Annotated in this window: 20 protein-coding genes, 1 pseudogene and 1 riboswitch; of the genes and pseudogenes, 12 read left to right on the forward strand and 9 right to left on the reverse strand. The window is 65.2% G+C overall.

What is annotated here, in order from left to right; genetic code table 11:
• The 6 genes and pseudogenes from ACI3ET_RS13230 to ACI3ET_RS13255 form a co-directional block, all read left to right on the forward strand.
• A pseudogene (locus ACI3ET_RS13230) lies at window positions 1–209 on the forward strand (nucleotide sugar dehydrogenase); the annotation flags it as partial.
• Window positions 210–754: 545 nt separating this feature from the next.
• Window positions 755–1,639: an O-antigen polysaccharide polymerase Wzy gene (gene wzy, locus ACI3ET_RS13235; RefSeq protein WP_405033530.1), complete on the forward strand. Its 885-nt coding sequence runs from the start codon at window positions 755–757 to the stop codon at window positions 1,637–1,639.
• A gap of 129 nt (window positions 1,640–1,768) precedes the next feature.
• On the forward strand, window positions 1,769–3,022 hold the full coding sequence (locus ACI3ET_RS13240; RefSeq protein WP_405033531.1) for a lipopolysaccharide biosynthesis protein: 1,254 nt from the start codon (window positions 1,769–1,771) through the stop codon (window positions 3,020–3,022).
• A 685-nt stretch (window positions 3,023–3,707) separates the two neighbouring features.
• Window positions 3,708–4,298: a glycosyltransferase family 4 protein gene (locus tag ACI3ET_RS13245; protein WP_405033532.1), complete on the forward strand. Its 591-nt coding sequence runs from the start codon at window positions 3,708–3,710 to the stop codon at window positions 4,296–4,298.
• A gap of 291 nt (window positions 4,299–4,589) precedes the next feature.
• On the forward strand, window positions 4,590–4,967 hold the full coding sequence (locus ACI3ET_RS13250; RefSeq protein WP_405033533.1) for an acyltransferase: 378 nt from the start codon (window positions 4,590–4,592) through the stop codon (window positions 4,965–4,967).
• Window positions 4,968–5,445: 478 nt separating this feature from the next.
• Window positions 5,446–6,300: a glycosyltransferase family 4 protein gene (locus tag ACI3ET_RS13255; protein ID WP_405033658.1), complete on the forward strand. Its 855-nt coding sequence runs from the start codon at window positions 5,446–5,448 to the stop codon at window positions 6,298–6,300.
• Window positions 6,301–6,435: 135 nt separating this feature from the next.
• Here ACI3ET_RS13255 and ACI3ET_RS13260 read toward each other — a convergent pair whose 3' ends face one another.
• From ACI3ET_RS13260 to ACI3ET_RS13290, 7 genes are all read right to left on the reverse strand, one after another.
• The gene (locus tag ACI3ET_RS13260; protein WP_405033534.1) at window positions 6,436–7,776 is read right to left on the reverse strand and encodes a phenylacetate--CoA ligase family protein; all 1,341 of its coding nucleotides are present in this window, start codon (window positions 7,774–7,776) and stop codon (window positions 6,436–6,438) included.
• Complete coding sequence (locus tag ACI3ET_RS13265; protein WP_405033535.1) at window positions 7,773–8,981, reverse strand: glycosyltransferase family 4 protein; 1,209 nt, start codon at window positions 8,979–8,981, stop codon at window positions 7,773–7,775. The genes ACI3ET_RS13260 and ACI3ET_RS13265 overlap by 4 nt, the downstream gene beginning before the upstream one ends.
• Window positions 8,978–9,604 (reverse strand): acetyltransferase, encoded by a 627-nt coding sequence (locus ACI3ET_RS13270; protein WP_405033536.1) that lies wholly within the window; start codon window positions 9,602–9,604, stop codon window positions 8,978–8,980. The genes ACI3ET_RS13265 and ACI3ET_RS13270 overlap by 4 nt, the downstream gene beginning before the upstream one ends.
• Window positions 9,601–10,206 carry a sugar transferase gene (locus ACI3ET_RS13275; RefSeq protein WP_405033659.1) on the reverse strand — a complete coding sequence of 202 codons (606 nt, stop codon included), beginning with the start codon at window positions 10,204–10,206 and terminating at the stop codon, window positions 9,601–9,603. The genes ACI3ET_RS13270 and ACI3ET_RS13275 overlap by 4 nt, the downstream gene beginning before the upstream one ends.
• Window positions 10,206–11,345: a DegT/DnrJ/EryC1/StrS family aminotransferase gene (locus tag ACI3ET_RS13280; protein WP_405033537.1), complete on the reverse strand. Its 1,140-nt coding sequence runs from the start codon at window positions 11,343–11,345 to the stop codon at window positions 10,206–10,208. The genes ACI3ET_RS13275 and ACI3ET_RS13280 overlap by 1 nt, the downstream gene beginning before the upstream one ends.
• 3 nt (window positions 11,346–11,348) lie before the next feature.
• The gene (locus ACI3ET_RS13285; RefSeq protein WP_405033538.1) at window positions 11,349–13,154 is read right to left on the reverse strand and encodes a polysaccharide biosynthesis protein; all 1,806 of its coding nucleotides are present in this window, start codon (window positions 13,152–13,154) and stop codon (window positions 11,349–11,351) included.
• Window positions 13,155–13,259: 105 nt separating this feature from the next.
• Entirely contained in the window at window positions 13,260–13,544 is a 285-nt protein-coding gene (locus ACI3ET_RS13290; protein ID WP_405033539.1) for a DUF4235 domain-containing protein, read from the reverse strand.
• 37 nt (window positions 13,545–13,581) lie between these two features.
• Window positions 13,582–13,688: riboswitch (TPP riboswitch) on the forward strand.
• Between ACI3ET_RS13290 and ACI3ET_RS13295 the strand changes: the two genes are divergently transcribed.
• Window positions 13,689–14,840 (forward strand): thiamine ABC transporter substrate-binding protein, encoded by a 1,152-nt coding sequence (locus tag ACI3ET_RS13295; protein WP_405033540.1) that lies wholly within the window; start codon window positions 13,689–13,691, stop codon window positions 14,838–14,840.
• Window positions 14,841–14,882: 42 nt separating this feature from the next.
• Here the strand turns inward: ACI3ET_RS13295 and ACI3ET_RS13300 are convergent, their stop codons facing one another.
• Entirely contained in the window at window positions 14,883–15,104 is a 222-nt protein-coding gene (locus ACI3ET_RS13300; protein WP_405033541.1) for a hypothetical protein, read from the reverse strand.
• A 190-nt stretch (window positions 15,105–15,294) separates the two neighbouring features.
• Between ACI3ET_RS13300 and ACI3ET_RS13305 the strand changes: the two genes are divergently transcribed.
• From ACI3ET_RS13305 to ACI3ET_RS13325, 5 genes are read left to right on the forward strand one after another with little or no spacing between them, the layout of a single operon-like run.
• Entirely contained in the window at window positions 15,295–15,528 is a 234-nt protein-coding gene (locus ACI3ET_RS13305; protein ID WP_405033542.1) for a hypothetical protein, read from the forward strand.
• Between the two features lie 31 nt (window positions 15,529–15,559).
• Window positions 15,560–16,702 carry a glycosyltransferase gene (locus ACI3ET_RS13310; RefSeq protein WP_405033543.1) on the forward strand — a complete coding sequence of 381 codons (1,143 nt, stop codon included), beginning with the start codon at window positions 15,560–15,562 and terminating at the stop codon, window positions 16,700–16,702.
• Window positions 16,703–16,706: 4 nt separating this feature from the next.
• Entirely contained in the window at window positions 16,707–17,873 is a 1,167-nt protein-coding gene (locus tag ACI3ET_RS13315; protein WP_405033544.1) for a glycosyltransferase, read from the forward strand.
• Between the two features lie 2 nt (window positions 17,874–17,875).
• Window positions 17,876–19,309 (forward strand): lipopolysaccharide biosynthesis protein, encoded by a 1,434-nt coding sequence (locus tag ACI3ET_RS13320; protein ID WP_405033545.1) that lies wholly within the window; start codon window positions 17,876–17,878, stop codon window positions 19,307–19,309.
• Complete coding sequence (locus ACI3ET_RS13325; protein ID WP_405033546.1) at window positions 19,306–20,430, forward strand: glycosyltransferase family protein; 1,125 nt, start codon at window positions 19,306–19,308, stop codon at window positions 20,428–20,430. Before ACI3ET_RS13320 ends, ACI3ET_RS13325 begins: the two co-directional genes overlap by 4 nt.
• On the opposite strand, the gene ACI3ET_RS13330 is transcribed toward ACI3ET_RS13325, so the two are convergent.
• Entirely contained in the window at window positions 20,418–21,527 is a 1,110-nt protein-coding gene (locus ACI3ET_RS13330; protein WP_405033547.1) for an EpsG family protein, read from the reverse strand. The two genes, ACI3ET_RS13325 and ACI3ET_RS13330, sit on opposite strands and share 13 nt — an antisense overlap.
• Between the last annotated feature and the right edge of the window lie 13 nt (window positions 21,528–21,540).

Here is a 21,540-nt window from a genome sequence, read left to right on the forward strand (position 1 = left end):
AGTTCCACGACCCGCACGTGCAGGACTGGCGCTCCGTGCCGGAGGCGACCAAGGTGGCGGACGCCGCCGCCGCGGTCGGCGAGGCGGACCTGACGATCCTGGTGCAGAACCACCGCGAGTACGACGTGCAGGCCCTCGCCTCCGCGTCCCAGGTGTTCTTCGACACCCGCGGCAAGGCCACCGACGGGGAGAAGGTCTACCGCCTGTGACCCGGAGGGTCTCCGCAGGTACGGGCCACGGCGCGAACGGTATGGGCGGCAGCGTGAATCAGGTGGACAGGCTACGCCGCACGAACCGACATGCCGCGTCACCATTGGCGGCTGGGGGCTTCTTGGCAATCCTGCTCTTAACTGGCCCGGACTCATGGAGTCACGCTGGCCTCGCCCTGGGCGCCATCGGTCTATTTGCGCTTGGCCTCTTAGCCCTTGCGCATCGAGCAGGAGCAGGACCGTGGTCCCTACGCTTCCTATTCTTCGTAGTGTATGGACTGTTCCATTTCGGACTCACACCCTACTGGTCTGTAAACGCTCTCCCGGACCTAGCCAGAAATTCGGATTACGAGTGGTTCGCGGGGCCGGTGGGTAAGTACGCCCTTTGGGTCGCCATGATGGGTGCCGCAAGTTACCTGGTGGGGGCGACTCTAATAGGGCCAGGCAGGCACTCCGATCGCATTGATTCACCCTACTCCGGATTTGCTCGGGCATCGTCATTTGTGGGATCACTGGTACTTACATTCGCGGTCGGCTCCTGGTCTATGGCCGTCACGGCAGCAGGGGGCGCAAGCGTCTTGTGGGGAACCTATGGAGAGTTTCTAAATAGCACGCAAGGTCTAGGTCTCGGCACTCAATACACATTGATGGCAATCGGGTTGAGCCTAACGCTGAATGGTTCTGCCGGCGCGTTCCGCCGTGCTTCACTGGCGCTGTTCGCCTTGTGGGCATTAATAGCCCTGAGCCTTGGACTTCGTGGGGAAGTGTTGTTTGCTGGCGCGGTGGGACTTGCGACACTGGCGCGACACGTTCGCTTGCCTAGAGGCCCCAAATTACTTGCCTTGTATGCTGGCGCGCTTGCCGTGGTCGCACTCATCAAGCAGTACCGTAGCGTGGGGGCGACTGGGGTAGATGCCTTAAGAGACATGAATCCGTTTGACGCCCTTACTGAACTAGGAAGCACTCTGCGCGTGTTAGCTACCGTTGTCGTTTGGCAACACAATGGTGAGCCCCCGCGGAACGGCGAAACGTATTTTGTTGCGCTCTCCCGCCTAAAGGAGGGGTTGCTTGCGCCTGGTCTGCGCCCGCCAGCGCAAGCTGACTACCGACTCTTCAACGTTGAGATTGGCGACAGGGCTGGTCAGATTGGTGGATCCATTGCAGCCGAGGCGTATCATAACTTCGGCCTCGGCGGTGTTGTCATTGTCATGTTGTTATGCGGCATGCTGATGGGCCAACTAGACGCGTTTGGGGTCAACAGGGCACGTATTGCACTGGCTGCTGTCATCGCCGCACCACTATTCGTTCATATTAGGAATTCGTTCGTGCCAGTCATTCCCGCAATCGCCCTGGGGGTTGCCTTGCTTATTGCTTGCTACTTCCTTGGTCAGGTAATCGAGCGAAGGCAAGGGATACATTCGCATGAGTGAGACGCACGCAGCCCGCAGAGTGAAAAATCGTAGGCTCTACGCTCCGCGGGACACTTGGTCGGCATGTGTCCCCTCGGGAGAAAAGATCACCATTCTGGAGCATGCCTCGAAAACATTCTCGATGCGCCGATGAATCGCGTGCGCAATCTTCTCATCAGGGTAACTGGAGGACGGGTGGGTCGTGCTACCGCGTGGAGCTACGCTTCAGTGGGACTATCGACCTTCGTTGGAGTTTTCAGTGCCCGCATCTTGTTGCCGGAAGGTAGGGGCCACCTGGCGTTGATACTGACGATGGCGGGAATGGCCGCGCTGATTAGTGCGCTAGGAACGAATATTTCGATTAGACGTCTTCTTCCTCAAGACCCGGACGTCAGCATCGCTGGCTACTGGCGAACGTCTCGATACCTCCTCCTCGTCCTGCTTCCCTTACTGTGTGGGTCTTTCATCGTCTTAGCCGCGTTAACCGAGGTCCCATCGCGGCCGGTGATATTCGCGATGTTTCTGAGCTACGGAATCATGATCTACTGGTCGAACCAATCGCTCGACCTAATGTACGCTTTGGGCCTTCCCGTCCAGGCCACCCGCACAAACGCTATTGGCACTGCGGTCACCCTCTGCTCGATCGTGACGTGTGCACTGATCGATGCGGGCCTGATGGGGGTCGGGCTCGCGTATGCGCTGGGGGCCGCAACTAACGTGTGCGTGAGCCGAATGACGGTGGGCCGTGCCGCAGTATCGGACTCCCGCCCAGCGCAAGGAGAGCGTCGCCTAGTTGCACAGGGAAGCCGCCTCATGGGAATGACCCTCGGACAAGTACTAGCCACTCGAGCGGATACCGTGATCCTTGGAGCTATGGCTCCGCCAGCACAGGTGGGGTACTATGCGGTTTCGGTATCTCCAGCTGGATTGCTACGGCTCCCTGCCGCAGCGCTAGGGCAAGTCATTATGCACGACGCCGCAAGTGGGCAAGTGAGTCGCAAGGTTGCCTTCAAGCGCACGGGGGTCATCTGGGTCGCGTCCGTGGTTCCAGCAGCGGTCGGCGTCGCCGGCGCTCCATGGATTCTTCCGTTCATATATGGCCCTTCGTTCGCCGGTGCCGTGCCGGCGTTTCAAGTCTTGCTTATAGCAGAGATGTGCTTCATCCCCTTCTTGGTGTTGTCACGTGTGGTGGCGGCCAGAGGAGACTCACTTGGTGCAAGTGCGGCCGGCTTGATCGGAGTGGTAGTCCTTGTGGTAGCAGCCATCGCACTCATCCCCGGCCGGGGGGCGCTCGGTGCCGCCTGGGCCAGCGCTCTCGCGTATTTTTCCATGTCATTGACCGCCTGCTACTTCGCCGCTCGAAACCCAGGATCTGAGAATCGCGGGATTGGGCCGCCAAAGTGATCCGTTCGTGCGCCAGCTGGGTGGTGTTCCGGGGGCCTCATCCCCGAAGCGGCGTTTGCGCCGGCCGTGCCGCAGGCCGCATACTGGTCTCTGCTCCAAGCCCTTCCCCGGCCCCCCTGCGTAGCCGGGATGCTTCCGTAAGTCTAGCCGACAACTGGGGAAATTGCATTGTTCGACAACCGAGCCGAGGAAAGTCATGCGCCCTAAAATCTGCTTCCTCATGACTAGTATGGCCGTCGGCGGGGCGGAAATTCGCACGCTCGAGCTGGCGAAGAGCTTTCCGGATATCAGTTTTACGTTCGCGACACTGAGTCGCGCCCCCGCGACCCTTGACTCCTCCGTACGCGATGCCGGCCACGGTCTGGAGTCCCTTGGGCACACACTCCTTGGTTTAGTCCGGTTCGCCCGCCTCATACGACGGGAGCAGTTTGACGTTGTGCACTCGAACTTGGGCTTGGCGTCTGGTCCATACCTCGGTATCGCCGCATTTATGAGGGTGCCAGTGAGAATTGCCCATTTTCGTAGCGACGGCATCGGAGGCCAGGCGAGTCTCAAGCGCAGCATCGCACTCTTGATTTCGCGCCGGTTGATCGACTTATGTGGGACGTTGATCGCAGGGGTATCCCCCGGCAGTTTGCAGGCGGGATGGAGCGAGCGATGGGAACAGGACCGCAGGTGTGCAATCATGGTCAACCGGATTGACGTCGCGCAGTTGGAAGGACCCCCAGGTCTCCAATCGGATGTATCCCCCAAACAACGGGCGGTCCTGCGGCTCTGTAACATTGGCCGCGGTGAGCCATCCAAGCGTCAAGACTTGGCGATTCGGGTGTGGCACGCTCTTCACGATCTGACCCCCTCGCAGTTACTCCTGATCGGATCCCTTTCCGATGCTGCCACCGAGGCGCTCGACTCTTTACCGGCGTCCGTGCGCGAGGACGTCATCGTGCGCGGGTACATACCGCAAGCGGGGCGGCTTCTTTCGGATGTATCGGTTACCCTGGCTACGTCGAGCCGTGAGGGGCTGCCCGGTGTCGTGCTGGAGTCACTGGCGCTAGGTACGCCCGTAGTGTGCAGTGATATACCCGGGAATGCGTGGATTGCGTCGCAGGTCTCGGGAGTTATACTAGTACCAGTGAACGCCAGTGTCAATGTGTGGGTCGCGGCGATAATGGCGGGGATTGCAGAGGACCGCGGATCCATCAGAAGGTCGTTCGCGCAAAGCGTTTTTGCCAGCGACAACGTCTTAGAGTCGTATAGGGTTGCGTGGACTGCCTAGCGGTCGTGCCCTGCGCGATTCGGTTATACGTGGAGTGTCCGTCCGACAGGGGGAAGCCGAAGTCGGTCGAAGCTCTTCGGCGTGTGCGTGCAGATAAGAAGATCGGCGAGCCATGACAAAAGGCGAAAGGATGTGCGTGTGAGCGTTGGTCCAGTGAGGCAGGCGGTAAGGCGGCTGCTGCAGCCATCGGCAGTCGAGCGCGTCAGGCGGTGGGGTGTCGTATGTGGTGATGATTGCCGCTTTATCGCGCCTACGAGGGCTACGTTTGGCTCGGAGCCGTACCTCGTGAGGATGGGGAACCACGTAACGGTAAGTTCTGAGGTCCAGTTTATCACCCACGATGGCGGAGTGTGGGTGTTCCGTGCCGGAGAGCCAGACCTGGACGTCGTGGCGCCTATCGTGGTGCACGACAATGTCTTCATTGGCTCGCGGGTTACTATTCTGCCGGGCGTGACCATAGGTGCACATAGCGTCATCGGAGCGGGCAGCGTTGTAACGAAGGACGTACCGACCGGCGTGGTTGTAGCGGGGTGCCCCGCGAGGGTGCGCTCCACAATTGATGCCTACAAGGCACGGTGCATTGCGAACGGTGTACGGACGAAGGGTCTAGCGCCAGAGGCGAAACGTGAGGTGCTGCTGGCGATGTTCGCTTCGCAGTTGGAGCAGTGAGGGTGCAAGTGAGCGACACAGGCGGGGGTGACGCCGCGGCGTCCGACTCAAAGGCCCGTTTATGGCTCTCGTTCAGTAGTGACCGCAACTGGCGGCTCGCGGAGCGCGCCGTCGACTACAAATCCAAGGAATGTGGAGAGTTGGCGAAGTGAACTTGCTGCTGGCGGTGGAAGCGCGCTTCGTGAAGGATGAGGCGGGAAGGTTCTGGGTAAAGAGTCCGACGAATTATGAGTTTTTTCGCCGGTACCTATCCGCTTTTGATTGCGTGTCTGTTGTTGCGCGAACGTCCACCATGGAGGGAGACACTGTTGGATATGTCCGGGTGGACGGACCAGGAGTCCAGGTGATTGAAATTCCGGATTTTCGAGGTCTCGTAGGGTCAGTTAGGTCGGGATACAAAGTTCTGCGTCGAGTTCGTAGGGCCGGACGCCGCTCCGACGCAATGTTGCTGCGAGTCCCCGGTGTGCTTGCGAACGTCATGTGGGTAGCCGCTCCTCGAAGGTTGAGGGAAAACTATGGCGTTGAGGTGGTGGGTGATCCTTGGGACGTATTCGCGAAGGGTGTTGTTGGCCACCCCCTGCGACCGCTGTTGCGATTTTGGTTTGCCTCCTCTCAATGGGCGATTGTTAGAGGGGCGTGCTGCGTGGCATATGTAACGGACGAGTATCTTCAGAAGCGGTATCCACCTGAGCGGGGCGCCTATTCGACTACGTATTCCAGCGTCTCATTGCCAAAGGATCTTTTCAAGGGTCCGAGCGGGGGAGTCCGGAGCAGCGAGACCTTGTCTATTATTGTGGTTGGGTCCATTGCGCAGCACTACAAGGGAGTGGAAACGGTTCTAGAAGCTGTTGCAAGACTACGTCGTGCCGGCCATAAGGCAACCTTGACCGTTGTGGGCGGTGGGCCGTTGCAGGGGCATTATTCTGCGCTTGCCGAGAGCTTGGGCATTGCTGATTTGGTTTCGTTTGTGGGCCAAGTGCCCCCGGCTGATGTCCGAAACTATTTGGACCGTTCGGATGTTTTCGTTTCCGCGTCCCGAACGGAGGGCGTGGCCCGTGCCGCAGTTGAGGCGATGGCTCGGTCAAAACCCGTGATCTCAACACCAGTTGGGGGTATGCGGGAGATTGTGGCGCCCGACGGTAAGTTCGCAGTCGACGATGTGGATGCTCTTATTCGTTGCTTACAGCGCCTGGCCCGGGATCCGGAGTACTATGCGGCCCTAGTCGACCACAGCACGCGAACGGCTGAACGCTTCAGGGAGGAGATTTTAGCGCCCAGGCGCGCTCGTCTATACGCCGAGTTGGCGGACAGAGCGCTGATGGGGGCAACTTGAAAGGCCCGTGCTGGGGGTCGATGGCGTGCTGCGTTGCGCTCGGCGCCCCCAGCACTTACTGACCAGCTGCGACCTGCTCTCGTGGGATCGGACTGACTATAACCGCATCTGGAAGATGCCTCAAGCACGGGAGGATCAAGGCTCCTCAACACTAAAATCCACCACGACCGCCTTTAATTTGCCGCCTTTTGTTCTCTCGACGGGTTGATCCAGGTACTCGAACGTTACGTGTGCAGAGTATGCCAATCTACGCTCCAGTTGCTCCCTCACGTGCCGTTCAATATTAGGAATATCAGCACCGGGCTCACAGCGTATCCTGTAAACGAACTGATCATATCCTCTCTGCACAATTTGCGACTCCGCCACGCCGCTGACATCTTTGAGTGTCGAGTGCGCAAGCAGGCCTATTCTCCGGCCATCTTTGGTCCGTACGAGATCCTCGGTGCGACCGTGCACGGTGCCGACGGTGGGCCAGCCTAGCCCGCAAGGGCAATCCGAGGCGTAGCCCGTGGAGACAGCGGTATCGCCAATGTCATACCGAAAGAGGGGAAATTCGCGAGCCAACAACCCGGTAACCACCACGCGCCCCAGTGTGCCAACCGTCGCTGGCTCGTCGTTGTGCAAGTTCAGTATTTCGACGATTCCGCGTGCGGGGTGAATGTGCATGCAGCGTTGCGCACATTCAAGAATCAGGTGTTGTCCCTCCTGCGAACCATACTCATTGTAGACTCGAATACCCAAAGAATCTTCTATCTGGTCTCGATCGCTCGGAGATAATGTTTCAGAGGTGGAAATCGCCGCCACGGCACCCAAGTCTACCGGTTTGGGGCCCATGAGTCGAGCGAGTTGTGTGAGCGCCGAAGCGTAACCGTGGAATAGTCGTGGTCTGAAGTCCTGGAGGAATCGGGTAACCTGTTCCCGATGCATTTCTGATAGGGAGTAGATCGAAAGGTACGCAATATTCGTACCGGGCAGAGTTTCGCTTACGGCGCCGGTGGGTGCAGCCAGAAAACCGGAGAGGCGAACCGTGCGAGGGTTTCGCACCCCGGCAACCACCACATTGCGTTGCTCCAAAATGGCGTTAGTCCAGCCACGTTCGAAGAGTCCCGCCCGAACGATCAATGGAGTCCCGGTTGTCCCGCCAGTAGAATGAGTGGCCGACAGAGGATTTTGTGGCGCTCGAACGAATTCATTCGTATTCTGCTTGACCGTCTCCTTCGACAGCAAAGGAAGGTGACGAACCGCCTCTATCACGCCGCCTTCCCATGGTAGGGATTGAGGGTAAAGGCCAGACGTCTGGTAGTAAGGCACGTGATTCAGTGCGTCGACGTATCGGCGGCGAAACGCGACGCGCTGGTAGTCCCAGAAAGTGCTCTCGGTGAAACTCGACATTTCTGCTGCCGCCCGGCGCCACGGCAGGCCACCCGTGTACTTCACGCCTTCGATAGCGGTCTTCTTCAGTGAACTCGACTTCACGGCGCTGCTCCTTGGGTCTCACTACAGTTCCAAAGGGATCGGTTTCTCCTTCTAGAGTCTTGGCCCAGCACGACTTCGCGACGGTAGAACTCCTCCGTCAAACGCCAAATATGCTCACGAGAGAACTCTTGGACTGCACGCTCTCGTGCGTTTCGGCCCATGCGACGTTGGAGACTCTGCTCATGAATAAACGTCCCGAGGGCATGGGCTAGGTCTTTGGTGTCGTCCACGGAAAAGAGAAGTCCTGTGGTATGTTCCACGACTGCATCGACGCAACCGGTCACTCGCGACGCTACAGTCGGTACGCCGTGTGCGGCCGCCTCAAGAATGACATTAGGAAAACCCTCACGTCTCGATGGAAGACACAGCACCTCCATTGCCCGATAATACGGTGCGGGCTCCGAGACTGAACCTACCCACGTCACGTCTTCAGGGTGGAGACCTTCCTGCACGATGAGAGTTTTCAAGTATCCGGGCACCTCTTCGGGGCCGATAATCAGCAGGTGAACTGTGGCACCCGTGCGTTTCAGCATAGAATAAGCTCTGACAAGGGTTTCGATGCCTTTATCGGCAGTGATGCGGCCCACGAACCCTATAGTGGGCCGCTCTACTAATCCCAGTTGCGCCCGGCGCTCGCCGGGTGGAATTTCTGCCTCAGCCAATGGCGGGATGGCAACGCCGTTCGAGGATCCTGGGCCAACCACCACGATACTCTCAAGGTCACTGATCTTCATGGCGACCGCCTCGCGTGCGAGACTATGGCTGACGATCTGAGTCTTGGTGGCCATGCGCACGGCGGTCTTCTCTAGAACGCGCAGTAGGCGTCGGCGTGACCCTGACTCTGTTGTCAAGCGGAGGCCGCGAAGTAGGTAGATTCGGGTTGGGCGGGCCGTTACGAACGAGGCCACCATGCCAAGTAGCCCCGCCTTGGGGGTCCCTGCCACGACGACACTCGGCCGAAGCCGTGCCATGAGAACGACCCAACGCAGGAGAGCGAAAGCGTCCTGGAAGATAGAGGGCTGGCGGTGCATGGGCAGGGAGTGAAGGGTGTAGGAGCCCTCGGCGCTCCCAGGAGCGTCGGCGCACACGACGTGGACATCCCAACCTCTGGCTGCAAGGTACTCTGGAAAGCCTCTCAGGAGCCGCAGCGACTGGCTGGAAGTGACAGCTAGGATGATCCGGTCGCCGCCTGGAGGGGCCGTCATTTGGCCGGTACTCCCTTGACTGTCGTCGTTGGTGGGACGTCTCGCGTCACACAAGCGCCCGCACCAATGATGCTATGCCGGCCTATCCTCAGGTCCTGCAAGATCACACTAGCGGCACCGACGAGGGTGTTTTCTTGAATGCGAACCCCCCCCGAGACGGTCGCGTTCGGATTAATGCTTACAAAGTCGTTGAGTTCTGCGTCATGCCCTATGACGGAGTGAGCGTTGAGGTGGACATGATCGCCGACCGTGACGTTAGTCCCGACGGACACGCCCGCCAGGGTGATGAGCCCGTTGCCGTGGACGAACGAGCTGCCGATCGTGGTCGACGGGTGGATGAGCGTCGGGAAGTCGAGACCCTGATCCGACATGGCATTGGCGAGACGTTCCCTTGCGGTGGGGTCACCGACGCAGAGGGCCACAGAGGTACGGGCCGGAATAGCGTCCATGCCCCCGAGGTGTCTGAGGTCGAGAGCCCTGAGCCGGGCGAGGTTGCCGGTGGAGGGGGCGTCATCGACCACCCCCACGACGCGCCATGTGCGTCTCTGCCCATTGATGGCTCTGACGGTGTCGACCGTCTCGCGCCCGAAGCCTCCGGCCCCGATGATCACAAGGTCCTTCACGCGGTGCCTCCAATGAACTCCGGCATGGTGACGGAGTCTTCCGCCGAGATCCCGTCGCGTCGCAGGACCTGTCGCGCCGTCAACGCAACAATCTTCAGGTCGCCAACGAGCGAGTGGTTGTCCACGTACTCGATGTCGCGCGCAAACTTCTCTTCCCAGGTGATGGAGTTGCGCCCGTTGACTTGCGCCAGTCCCGTGAGTCCCGGTCGCACCTCGTGACGGCGAGCCTGTGCGGGTGTGTAGCGGTCGAGGTAGGACATGAGCAACGGGCGCGGGCCTACGAGGCTCATGGTGCCGCCTACGACGTTCCAGAGGGTCGGCAACTCGTCCAGGCTCGTGCTTCGCAGGAAGGACCCAAGGGGAGTGAGCCGATCCGCATCGTGGATGAGACCGCGCTCGGGGCTGGGCGCCTTCATGGTGCGGAACTTGACCATCTCGAAGGGTTCACCGTGGAGCCCGGGTCGTTGCTGCCGGAAGAGGACCGGTCGACCCATCCGCGCCCAGACGACCAGCGCGGTGATGGCTTGGAGCGGCGCGCTGAGTGCAACCGCAGGGACAGCGATCGAAAGGTCAAGTGCGCGCTTGCCGCGGTATGCCACCATCACGCTCGCTCGAGGGTGTCTCGCAGCGACGCCGTCACACGGTGGATATCATCATCGGTAAGGCCCGCGCCGCTGGGCAGGGTCACGCCGGTGTGGAACAGGCGCTCAGAGGCACCCGTCGTGAAGGCGCGATGACCGGCATACATGGGCTGCAGGTGCATGGGCTTCCAGACGTGCCGCGCCTCGATGTTCCCCGACCCGAGCGCATCGACCAGAGCGTCCACGTCAGTGCCCGCCTGCTCGTTCAGCGTGAGGACTGTCAGCCAACTGTTGTCCTCGCTGTCGTCGCGCTCATGGTCGTCACCGAGGAAGCTCAGCCCTGGCACGTCAGAGAGACCGTCTCGATACAACAGCCGGATCTGTTTCCGGCGGGCGATCATCTCGTCGAGGCGCGACAACTGACCGCGGCCGAGCGCGGCCAATAGGTTCGACATCCGGTAGTTGTAGCCAACCTCCGTGTGCTCGTACCAAGGCGCCGGCTGACGTGCCTGGGTCGCGAGGTATCGAGCGCGGTCGATGACAGCCGCATCGTCGCTGAGGAGCATTCCCCCGCCGGATGTCGTCATGATCTTGTTGCCGTTGAAGGAGAGCGCGGCGGCGACCCCGAAGGAGCCGGCCGGTCGCCCCCGGTATGCCGCGCCGAGGGCCTCGGCCGCATCTTCCACGAGGGGCACGTCCCGCTCGACCAGTTCCCGAACGAACCGGTCGTAGTCGACGCACCGGCCGAAGAGGTCCACTGCCATCACTGCCGCGACTTCTGTGCCCTCGGCGCGGAGCGTGTCGACGGCGTCAAGGAGCAGATCTGGATCGACGTTGCCGTCAGAGAGTTGTGAGTCGACGAAGACCGGTTCCGCGCCTGTGTACACGACGGCGTTCGCGGACGCGGCGAACGTCATGGTCGGCAACACCACGACGGTCCCCGGGCGGGCCCCAGCATGCAGCAGGGCTAGGTGCAGGGCGGCGGTGCCTGAGGACAGCGCCAGGGCGTGGTTCACACCGACCCGATCAGCGACCTCACGCTCGAAGGCATCGACGTCCGGTCCAAGGGGGGCTACCCAGCCTGAACGCATCGCGCTCAGCACGTACTCCTCTTCGACCTCGGTCACATCCGCCTTGGAGAGGTAGATCCAATCGCTCACCTGCTACGCCCTCGCCATGCCTGCGGCCCCGTGACCGTGCTGATCGAGAAGGCCACGGACCGCCTCGATGACTGACGAGCCGGCCTGGGGGAGGGTGGCGGGCAACAGTGGGGGTACATCCACCGCGGTCATGAGAGCGTGATCCGTCGGCTGGTGCTCCTCGCCATCGGTGAAGAGCACCTCCGAGAGCTTTTCGCCCGGACGCAGTCCCGTGAACTGGATGTCGATCTCTTTCCCAGACAGTGCGATGAGCTCATTGGCCACGTCGACGATCTTGACGGGTGTTCCCATGTCCAGCACCATCGCTTGACCGTCCCGACCGATCGCGCCAGCCTGCATGACCAACTGACATGCCTCGGGGATCAGCATGAAGTAGCGCTCAACGTCGACATGGGTCACGGTCACTGGTCCGCCCCGACGGATCTGTTCGGTGAAGGCCGGAATGACGGATCCGCGAGAGCCGAGCACGTTTCCGAAACGCACGGAGACGTAGCGTCCAGGCTGGTGCTGCGCGAAGTGGGCCGTCAAACGCTCAGCGATGCGCTTCGAGCAGCCCAGCACCGACGTGGGACTGGCGGCCTTGTCCGTCGAGATGTTGACGAAGGTGCCAACGCCAGCCGCAGCCGCTGCCTCGAGCACGTTGAGGGTGCCCAACACGTTGGTCTTCCATGCCTCGACGGGGTAGCGCTCTAGGAGACTGAGGTGCTTCAAAGCAGCGGCGTGAAAGACGATGTCGGGTTTGGACTGTGCAAACGCACTTTGCAGCGTGTCCTCGTCCCGGATGTCGGCCAGCAAGAGGTCATCCCCGTGCAGCAAGGCCCTGCCAGAGATGCTGAGCTGCGTCGAATGCAGGGCCGACTCGTCGCGGTCGAGCATGATCAGGCGAGCGGGCTGGAAGGCCGCGATCTGGCGACACAGTTCGGCGCCGATCGACCCACCAGCGCCGGTGACCAGGACCACCTTGCCGGTGAGGTGTTCGGAGATAGCGTCCTGGTCGAGCTCGACCGCGCGCCGACCTAAGAGATCCTCCAGATTGAGGTCTCTCAGATCGGCGGACTGCGGGCTGGACTGCCGCATCCACTCCTGGATCGGCGGGAGCACCTTGACCTTGAGACCGGCGGTGCGCGCAACCTCCTGGACATCACGCATCAGATCTGAGTCGGCACGCGGGATGGCGACCGCGAGGTAGGAAGCCTGCGTGCGCTCGGCGACCGCGATGAGGTCGCGGCGGCTGCCCATCACGCGCACACCCTCGATCCTGAGCCGGCGCTTGTTGCGGTCGTCGTCGAGCAGGGCGACCGGGGTGAACTCTGAGCGGTCGTCGTGCAGCATGTTGCTCACGAGGCGTCGGCCGGCAAGACCTGCACCGAACACGATGACCCGCTCACCATCGGGATTCTGAGCGACCTGCCGGGAGCGGTAGCTGCGTACGATGAAGCGGGTTGCGAGCATCATCACGATCGCCAGGGCCGGCGCAAGCACCGCGGTCGAGCGCGGAAGGAAGAAGTCGGGGGCGAGCCAGAGAAGGGCGACGAGGAGGAGCCCGGCGACCATAGCGGTCTTCACCACGGCGGCGACCTCGTCGAAACTGCCGCGCATGTGCCGAACCATGTAGGGACCAGACGTCAGCCCGACGGCGGCGTGGAGGGCGGCGGCCAGGCCAGCGGTCAGCCAGGGCCCCGGGGAGGCAAGCACGGCAGGGTCGAAGGTGAGGCGGGTCCACAGCACGAGGAGGACCGCCACGACCCAGGATGCGCCGTCGCTCAGGATCCAGAACGTGCGGATCGCGATTTCGCGCGTCGCTGGCATCAATTCAGATTCGTTTTGTGGCATGCCAATTCCCCTGAACGTATGGCACATGAAAGTCGGGACGACGCAACTATGCCGTAAACAGCCCCGTCGTGGCAAACGGGCTCAGCCGTTGATGGAGTCCGCCAGCTGCTTCGAGCTCTTGCCCTGGCCCTTGGCCATGACCTTGGTCGCCTGCCGGTTGGCCAGCATCCGAGCGAGGCCCATGACCACGCCGGAGAGGACCGCGAAGGCGATGGCCTCCTTGATGTCGATGTCCGGGTCCTCGGGGTTGCTGGGGGAGTCCTTGCCGGTCACGAGCTTCCACGTGCCGTCGGTCATCTTGCGGGCGAGGGCCGCTGCACCGATCGCGGCGACGGTGGTCAGGAGCTTGGCGGCGAGGTTACCCATGGGCGGCATCCTGCCACACGGGTGCTACTGTCGAAGGCGTACACGACAGGGGAGCGCCCTCGCGCGCTGAGAGTGCGGCACCGCCCGCAGACCCTCGAACCTGCTCCGGCTAGCACCGGCGAAGGAAGTCGATTGGAGACGACGATGACCCACTTCCGCACCCTGGGACTCGCGGCCACCCTGACGCTCGGACTGACGTCCTGCAGCCTGCTCAGCGGTGACGAGACGGCCGACGCGCCCACGGTGCCCGCGCAGACCGACATCGACACGGACGCCGCCATCACGAGCGACGACACCGCGCAGACCAGTGCCATGGCGGCGCCGGCGCCGACCACCCCGGACGAGGTCGTGCTTTTCGCCCACGACTCGTTCGCCGTGCCCGAGGAGCTCGTCGCGCAGTTCGAGGCGGACACCGGCTTCCAGCTGGAGATCCAGCTCGCCGGTGACGCGGGCCAGCTCGCCAACCAGATCTCGCTCACCGCCGGCAGCCCGGTCGCCGACGTCGCCTTCGGAGTCGACAACACCTATGCGGGACGTGCCGTCGAGGCCGGCGCGTTCACGGCATACACCCCCTCTGACCTCCCCGGTTCCGCTGAGGCGCACGCGCTGCCCGACGGCGGTGCGGCCCTGACCCCCGTCGACTTCGGCGACGTGTGCGTCAACGTCGACAACGTCTGGTTCGCCAACAACGGTCTCGTCCCGCCGCAGACCCTGCGCGACCTCACCAAGCCGGAGTACGAGGACCTGTTCGTCACCCCCGGCGCGAGCACCTCCAGCCCCGGCATGGCGTTCCTGCTCGCCTCGGTCGGGGAGTTCGGGCTGACGGAGTGGCAGGGCTACTGGGAGGATCTGATGGCCAACGGCGCCAAGGTCACCAGCGGTTGGACCGACGCCTACACCGCCGAGTTCACCGCCGGCGGTGGTGGGGGTGACCGTCCGATCGTGCTGTCCTACGCCTCCAGCCCGCCGTCCACCATCCCCGAGGGGTTCTGGGAGCCGACGACGAGCGCGCTGCTGGACACCTGCTTCCGCCAGGTGGAGTACGCCGGAGTGCTCGACGGTGCCGCCAACCCCGCGGGGGCGCAGGCCGTCGTCGACTGGCTGGTCAGCCCCGAGGTGCAGGCGAGCATCCCCGACAGCATGTACATGTACCCCGTCGACGACGAGGTCGCGCTGCCCGAGCTGTGGGCGCAGTTCGCGCCGCTGGCCGAGGAGCCGATCGTCGTGCACCCCGGCCAGATCGAGGAGCAGCGCGAGACCTGGCTGCGGGAGTGGGCGGACATCGCCACCGGCTGAGGGCGGGTGGTGCCCCGGTCGGCCTGCCAGGTCAGACGACTTCTAGCGGCGCCGGCGTCGCTGGACCTGACCGCGCGGTGGTTGGCCGCTCCACGGCTTGACCGCGTACTGGGCGAGCTGCTCGCCCATACGACCGATCACGGTGATCGTCCCGCCCTCGCGCGCGAACCTGCGGCGGGCAAAGCCTTCAGCGCGCAGCCGGTCGCTGTAGAAGAGGCTGTGGCCGGTGTCGTCGAACACCTCCCAGCCAGCCCTGTCATCCATCTGCACCACAAGACGTGTCACGGTCGCCTCCTGCGTCTACCTGCGTCTCCCCCAGGGCGCATCCTGTCATTCCCGCAGTCCCGCGGCAAGGTTGACCTGCTCGGCGCGGGCCTGGCTGGCAATAGGCCTCGGTGACGTCTAGCCTCCTCTGGTCCCTCGTTCAAGAGCCGTCACAGGAGGCTTCGGTCGCGTGCCGACCCACATCATCATCGCGCTCTCCGTCTCCGGCGCCGGCCTCGTCCTGGCCGTCGTCGGACTGGCCGTCCAGCACGCGAGGGGCGTGATCTGCGGGGCCGACTGGTGCCTGCGGCGGGGGTCCGACGGCGAGGCCGAGGAGCGCCCGTCCCTGCGTGCTGTCGAGATCGCTGACGACGTGGAGAGCGACGACGAGGAAGACGGGGAGGGCCGCTGCGCCTCGGCGTGACGCCGCCGCTGGCTGGGTGTCAGGATGGCGCATGGGGAAACCTCGACTGCGGGTCCTGACGGTCGCCACCGTCTCCAGGAGCCTGGCGCTGCAGAGCCCGGAGGCCTGGCGCGTGCTCCACGACCGGGGCTACGCGATCACGTTCGCGGCCGCCCGCGACGCGTGGACGGAGCGGCTCCTGGCGCGTCATCCCGGGAGCACCTTCCACGAGATCAGGGCCGAGCGGAGCCTGCGGTCCCGGACGCTGCTCGACCTGGCCGGACACCTCCGCGGCCTGAGCCGGCAGGACTGGGACCTGGTGCAGGTGCAGTCGCCGATCATCTCCGTGCTCTGGCGGCTGGTCGCGACCGGTCGTGCCCGCCGGCGCACGGTCTACGTCGTCCACGGGTTCCACTTCCAGCCCGGTGACCGAAGTCTGCGTTCTCACGCCGCGCGCCTCGTCGAGGGGGCCCTGGCGCACCGCACGCTGGCGCTGGCCACGGTGAGCGAGGCGGACCACCGGTTCGTCCGGCGCCTGCCGCGCCTCCTGCGGCCGCGGGTCCTGACGGCCCTCCCGGGTGCGGGCGTGCCGGTGGAGGAGTACCGCGTCCCCGGCCTGCCCCGTGAGCGCCCCGCTGATGCGCCCTACGCCCTCTTCGTCGGCGACCTCAACGCCAACAAGGACCCGCTGTGCGCCGTCGACGCCGTCGCCGAGCTCCGCCGCCGGGGGATGGAGCTCGATCTCGTGGTGATCGGCGAGGGCACCCTGGCCGGTGCGGTCGCGGACGCGGCCCGTACCCGCCCGTGGCTGCACCTCGTCGACCGGTCCGACGTCGTCCCGCGGTGGATGGCGCACGCTCAGGTGCTGCTGGCCCCCAGCCACCGGGAGGGCCTGCCCCGGGTGATCATCGAGGCGCTGGCGTCCGGGACGCCCGTCGTCGCGCGGCGCAACCGAGGGTCCGCAGAGCTGCTCGACAACGGGGTCGGCGCGACCCTGACCACGGGCGACGCCGGTGCCTGGGCCGACGCCGTGCAACGCCTCCTCGCCTCACCGCCCGACACCGAGGCCATGTGGACCCGCGCGCGGAGGTACGGCGTCGACCGCTTCCGGGAGGCGTACGGGACCCTGGTGTCCGAGGTGGAGGCCCGGCACGCCGGGGTCGAGGGCCCTGGCGTCCGTTCTGCCCTAGGCTGACGCGGTGCGGGTCCTTCTGCTCTCCAACCTCTACCCCACGGCGAGCAGTCCCTACGCCGGGGTGTTCGTCACCCAGCGCATCCGGGCCCTGGAGGCTCGGGGCCACGAGGTCTGGCCGGTCGGGGTCCGCACCGTGAGCCGAGGAGCGCTGGCGACGGTCGCCCGACGTCGAGGGAGGTCGCCGAAGACAGCGGCTCCCGCGAGCCCCTACGGCGACTACCTTCTCCCGGTCGACCTCCGTCGGCGGCTGCGACGACGGCTGGACGCCTCGCGCGTCCCGGCCACCCGGGCGCTGGTGGACCTGGTCGTGAGAGAGCGCATCGACCTGGTGCACGGTCACGGCATGTATCTCTTCCCGGCCGGCTCGATCGCGCGGGACGTGGCACGCGCCTCCGGAGTCCCCTACGTGGTGACGGTCCACGGGCAGGACGTGAACACGTTCATGCGGGGGCGGGTCGCGGCCTACCGCGAGGTCCTCGACGGCGCGGGCGCCGTCCTCTGCGTGAGCGAGGACCTCGCGTCCAGGGTCCGGGGCGTGATGACCGTCGGTGCGCACGCGCACGTCGTGCCGAACGGGTATGACCCGGACACCTTCTTCGTCGGTGTGGAGGAGCCCCCGCACGGGTCGAACGTCCTGTTCGTGGGGAACCTGGAGAAGGTCAAGGGCGCCGACCGGCTCCCCGCGCTCCTCAGCCGCCTGCGGGACCTGAGACCCGACGTCGGCCTCGACGTGGTGGGCGTGGGGAGCCTGGGTCCACGTCTGAGGACCCAGCTCCCGGACGCGAGGTTCCACGGCCAGGTCAGCCCGGCGGAGGTGGCGTCGCACATGAGGAGGGCGGACGTGCTGGTCGTGCCGAGCCGGAGCGAGGGGTGGGGCACCGTGATCACGGAGGCGCACGCGTGCGGTCTCCCGGCGGTGGGCTTCGACGTCGGGGGGGTCCCGGAGGCGATCCAGCTGCCGCAGCACGTGGTGCCGGCCCGGGCTGGGGTGCCGGGGCTGGCGCGCACGGTGGTCCGTGTGCTGGGCGAGGGCGGGTCCCGGCGTGAGCTTTCCCTGACGGCCCGCGGTCGGACCTGGGACGACGTGGCAGGCGAGGAGGAGCGCGTCTACCGCGCCGCCGTGGGTGTGCCGGCGACGTCGACGAGCGACCCCGACGGCCAAGGACCGTGACGGTGGTCGAGGAGCCGTCCCGGCCGGGGACCTCGGCGACGAGCCAGCTGGCAGGTCGCATGCTGTGGAACCTGACGGGGATCGTGACGTCGAACGTCGCCCGGCTGGTGGCCCTCGCCCTCGTCGGCCAGGTCGGCGGCGCCGCCACCCTGGGCAACGTCCAGACGGCTGTCAGCACCGCCAACCTCGCGGCCATGGCGGGGCCGACCTCGGTCGGGAGCGCCGCGGGACGCTACCTGCCGATCTCGGGACCTCGGGCCGGGCCCGTCGCGAGGCGTCTGCTGTGGCACGGCAACGCCCTGGGCCTGCTGTTCGCGCTGGTCTGCGGAGCCGTGTTCGTGCCCTTCTTCGGGCCGCAGGTCGCGCTGGCGACCGCCGTGCTCGCCTTCGTCCTGTGCCAGTGGGCGGTGGCCCGGGGGATCGCGATCGCCGACGGGACAGCCCTGCGCTCGATGATCCTCGTCGAGGCGGTCGGCGCGCTGGCCCTGGTCGTCGCGATGGCCGGCGCGGTCCTCCTGGGTGCACCGTGGCCCTTCTACCTGCTGGCCCTCACCGTCCTGCACGTCCCCCTCACCCTGTCCGTGCTCGTGCGGCACCGGCGCGACCCCCGGGCGACCTCGATCGGTGTCGGCTACCGACGCTACGTGTGGTGGGGTGTCGTCGGCACCGTGGCCAGCGGTGGCCTCGTGCACCTCATGAACGTGGTGACGAACGGGCTGGGCGGGGCCGTGGAGGCCGGCTACCTCGCCGCTGGACTGCTGCTGGTGTCTCCCCTGGGGATGCTGTCCTCGGCCCTGGCCCAGGTGAGTCTGCCGTGGTTCTCCCGCCTCCTCGACGACGGGCGCGAGGGAGACGCCAGGGACAAGGGGCGACAGCTCTCGGCCAGCATGCAGTGGGTGGTGGGTACGGTGGTGCTCGTGCTCGTGCCGTTCGGACCCCGCCTGGCCAGGCTGGTCTTCGGGACCGACATGCGGCTGGACCACGCCACCTTCATCGTCCTGGGGGCCGCGACGGTCGCGATGGCCAGCAGGATCGGCGCCGTCGTCCTGCTCTCCGCCCGGGGGTACGAGCAGGTCCGACGGATGGCCGTGCTGTCGTACGTGGGCCTGGGCGCCGCCGTCCTCGTGTGGGGGATCACCTACGCCGTCCAGGGACGGGTGTCGGCGCTGTCCGCCGGGCTGGGCTACGGGCTCGGGGCCGCCCTCGTGACCGTCCTCATCACTGCCGTCGCGCACGGGGCGGGGGCCGCCGGGTGGTCGGTGGTCGGGCTGGTCAGCTGGCTGGGTGCGGCCTACGGCGTCACCTATGCCGGGGCCCAGCTCGGACTGCCCGCAGTCCTCGCCGTCGCGCTGGCCTCGGCCCTGTGGATCGTCTCGAACCGGGACGGGATCCGGTTCCTCCTGGGCTGGGGCAAGGTCTGGGTGGGGGACCGGTGAGCGGCACCGACCCGGCGGGGCCCCGGGTTCTTCATACCGCCCTGATGTCGGTCTTCGAGCCGGGCATCTACCAGCAGATGGCCTGGGAGGCGGAAGCTGCGGCTGCCGAGGGGCTGCCGTGGGACTCCCGGATCTTCACCTCGCTGCAGCGACCAGATCCCGCACAGATCATGGTGCCCTGGCGCCCGTCCCGGGAGCGGGCGCAGCGGAAGTCCCTGCAGTGGATCGGCCTGCGGCGAGCCTATTACGCCTGGCTCAGGCGGCAGGCCGTCGACTACGACGTCCTGCTCCTGCGGCACCACGCCTACGACCCCTTCGCCGCGGCGAACATGCGCAGGGTCGCCTGCACGGTCGGGTCCGTCCACCACACCCTCGACGTGCCGGAGCTGCGGACCCAACGCAACGCCGTGAAGGGCCTGGCGCTGGCCGGGGCCGAGGCCCACCTCGGCAGGAGAAACATCCAGGCCGCCGACCTTCTCGTCGCCGTCGCGCCGGAGATCGCCGCCTACGAGAACGCGCGCCTCCGCACCCCCAAGCCCACCTTTCTCTACCCCAACGGCGCGCTCGTCGACACCGAGCCCGTCGACCGCAGGGGAGGGGTGCCGGAGCTGCTGTTCGCCTCCGGGTCCTTCCGTCCGTGGCACGGCCTCGACCTCCTCCTGGAGAGCCTCGCGAGCAGCGACGCCGACTTCACGCTCCACGTGGCCGGGCAGGTCGATCCCGCGATGTCGTCGGGATGGTCCGACCCCAGAGTGGTCTTCCACGGACCCCTGAGCGAGGGTGCCCTCCAGGAGCTGTCTGCCCGGGCGTGGATCGGCATCTCCTCGCTCGCGCTCCACCGCTACGGGATGGCGGGAAGCCCGCTGAAGGTCCGTGGGTACCTGGCCCAGGGGCTTCCGGTCTACGGCGGGCACCCCGACGTGTTCCCGGCGACCAGCCAGGTCTACCGGGTCGGGGAGCCGGACGTCTCTCAGATGCTCGAGTTCGCGCACCAGATGCGGGCGGTGGCCAGGGAGACGGTCCGGGGCGAGGCCGCGAGGTACATCGACAAGCGCATCCTCGTCCGGGACCTCTACACCTCGCTCTCGACGTTCGCCCGGGAGACGGCTCAGCTGAAGTAGGTCTGGTAGGGGATGAGACCACCATAGAACGCCAGGTGGAAGGCGTAGAACGCCGCACCGCCCGTCGCTAGGGCGACGTCGTGGGCGACGGGGTTCCGCGAGGCCGCCACCCTATCCGGCAGCAGCAGCACGAGGTAGATCGTGAAGTACGGCGCGAGCCGGCCGAAGGGGATCGCCTGCGTGCTCACGATCATGAAGGCCACCCCGATGAGCACGAACGTCGTCATCCAGGCTGTCCGTGCGGTGACCCCGTGGCTCTGGTGGCGGCCCAGCACGGACGCGTAGACCAGCAGGGCCAGGAACAGCACGATCTGGAGGTAGGTGCCGACCCCCGCTCCGGACGCAGAGAGGTATGACTCGTACCGCGGGTTGAGGCGAGCGACGAGGTCGCCGAGGGCGGAGAACCGGTCGAGGCCGACGAGTCCGACCACTGCTCCCGCGAGGATGAGACCGACGGTCCAGGGGGTGGGGCGCCATCGGTGGCTCACCCACATCACGGCCAGGGCGATGACCGCCGAGCTGTGGATGGAGGCGGCCACGACGGCGACGACGACGAAGAGCACCGGCCGACGGCGCAGGCAGGTCGTCGCCCAGAACAGCAGCGAGACCGCGATGCCCTGCCGCACCAGGTTGAACGGCGTGAGGTAGAACGCGAAGAGGACGTAGAGGAGGACCCCGAGGACGGGGCGGGCGCTCACCTGCCGGATGGCGACGAAGGCCGGGACGACCGTGAGGATGCTCGTGACCCAGAAGAAGGTCGTGGGGGTGGGGTCGACCGTCTTGACGATGAGCAGCAGCAGGGTGAAGCCCAGCTCCTGCGGCGCCGTGGCGATCTCCCGCGCCCAGTCCTCGGTGTCGACCCGGCCGTAGATGAGTGCGTAGGTGTCGTAGTCGGTCCCGATGCCAAACCGCAGGGCGGAGAACACCACCAGGGTCGCCAGGGCCACGAGGTCGAAGTACGTCCACGGCGACGTGCCCTCCGCCGGGACCGGGTCCTGCGGGTCCCGACGACGCTCCAGGGCGAACAGTCGGCGTACTGCCTCACCGATCCCCATGACGGCCGGCACGACCGCAGCCAGGACGAGGTAGGGCAGCACGGCCCGATCCTAC

It is taken from the genome of Ornithinimicrobium jinqii (assembly GCF_045032595.1).
Classification (GTDB): domain Bacteria; phylum Actinomycetota; class Actinomycetes; order Actinomycetales; family Dermatophilaceae; genus Ornithinicoccus.

Bases quoted from the DNA above. Each gene is read 5' to 3' on its own strand.
- wzy (WP_405033530.1), top strand. From the start codon at position 755: ATGGCCGTCACGGCAGCAGGGGGCGCAAGCGTCTTGTGGGGAACCTAT.
- ACI3ET_RS13240 (WP_405033531.1), top strand. From the start codon at position 1,769: ATGAATCGCGTGCGCAATCTTCTCATCAGGGTAACTGGAGGACGGGTG.
- ACI3ET_RS13245 (WP_405033532.1), top strand. From the start codon at position 3,708: ATGGTCAACCGGATTGACGTCGCGCAGTTGGAAGGACCCCCAGGTCTC.
- ACI3ET_RS13250 (WP_405033533.1), top strand. From the start codon at position 4,590: ATGGGGAACCACGTAACGGTAAGTTCTGAGGTCCAGTTTATCACCCAC.
- ACI3ET_RS13255 (WP_405033658.1), top strand. From the start codon at position 5,446: ATGTGGGTAGCCGCTCCTCGAAGGTTGAGGGAAAACTATGGCGTTGAG.
- ACI3ET_RS13265 (WP_405033535.1), bottom strand. From the start codon at position 8,981: ATGACGGCCCCTCCAGGCGGCGACCGGATCATCCTAGCTGTCACTTCC.
- ACI3ET_RS13275 (WP_405033659.1), bottom strand. From the start codon at position 10,206: ATGGTGGCATACCGCGGCAAGCGCGCACTTGACCTTTCGATCGCTGTC.
- ACI3ET_RS13285 (WP_405033538.1), bottom strand. From the start codon at position 13,154: ATGCCAGCGACGCGCGAAATCGCGATCCGCACGTTCTGGATCCTGAGC.
- ACI3ET_RS13290 (WP_405033539.1), bottom strand. From the start codon at position 13,544: ATGGGTAACCTCGCCGCCAAGCTCCTGACCACCGTCGCCGCGATCGGT.
- ACI3ET_RS13295 (WP_405033540.1), top strand. From the start codon at position 13,689: ATGACCCACTTCCGCACCCTGGGACTCGCGGCCACCCTGACGCTCGGA.
- ACI3ET_RS13300 (WP_405033541.1), bottom strand. From the start codon at position 15,104: ATGGATGACAGGGCTGGCTGGGAGGTGTTCGACGACACCGGCCACAGC.
- ACI3ET_RS13310 (WP_405033543.1), top strand. From the start codon at position 15,560: ATGGGGAAACCTCGACTGCGGGTCCTGACGGTCGCCACCGTCTCCAGG.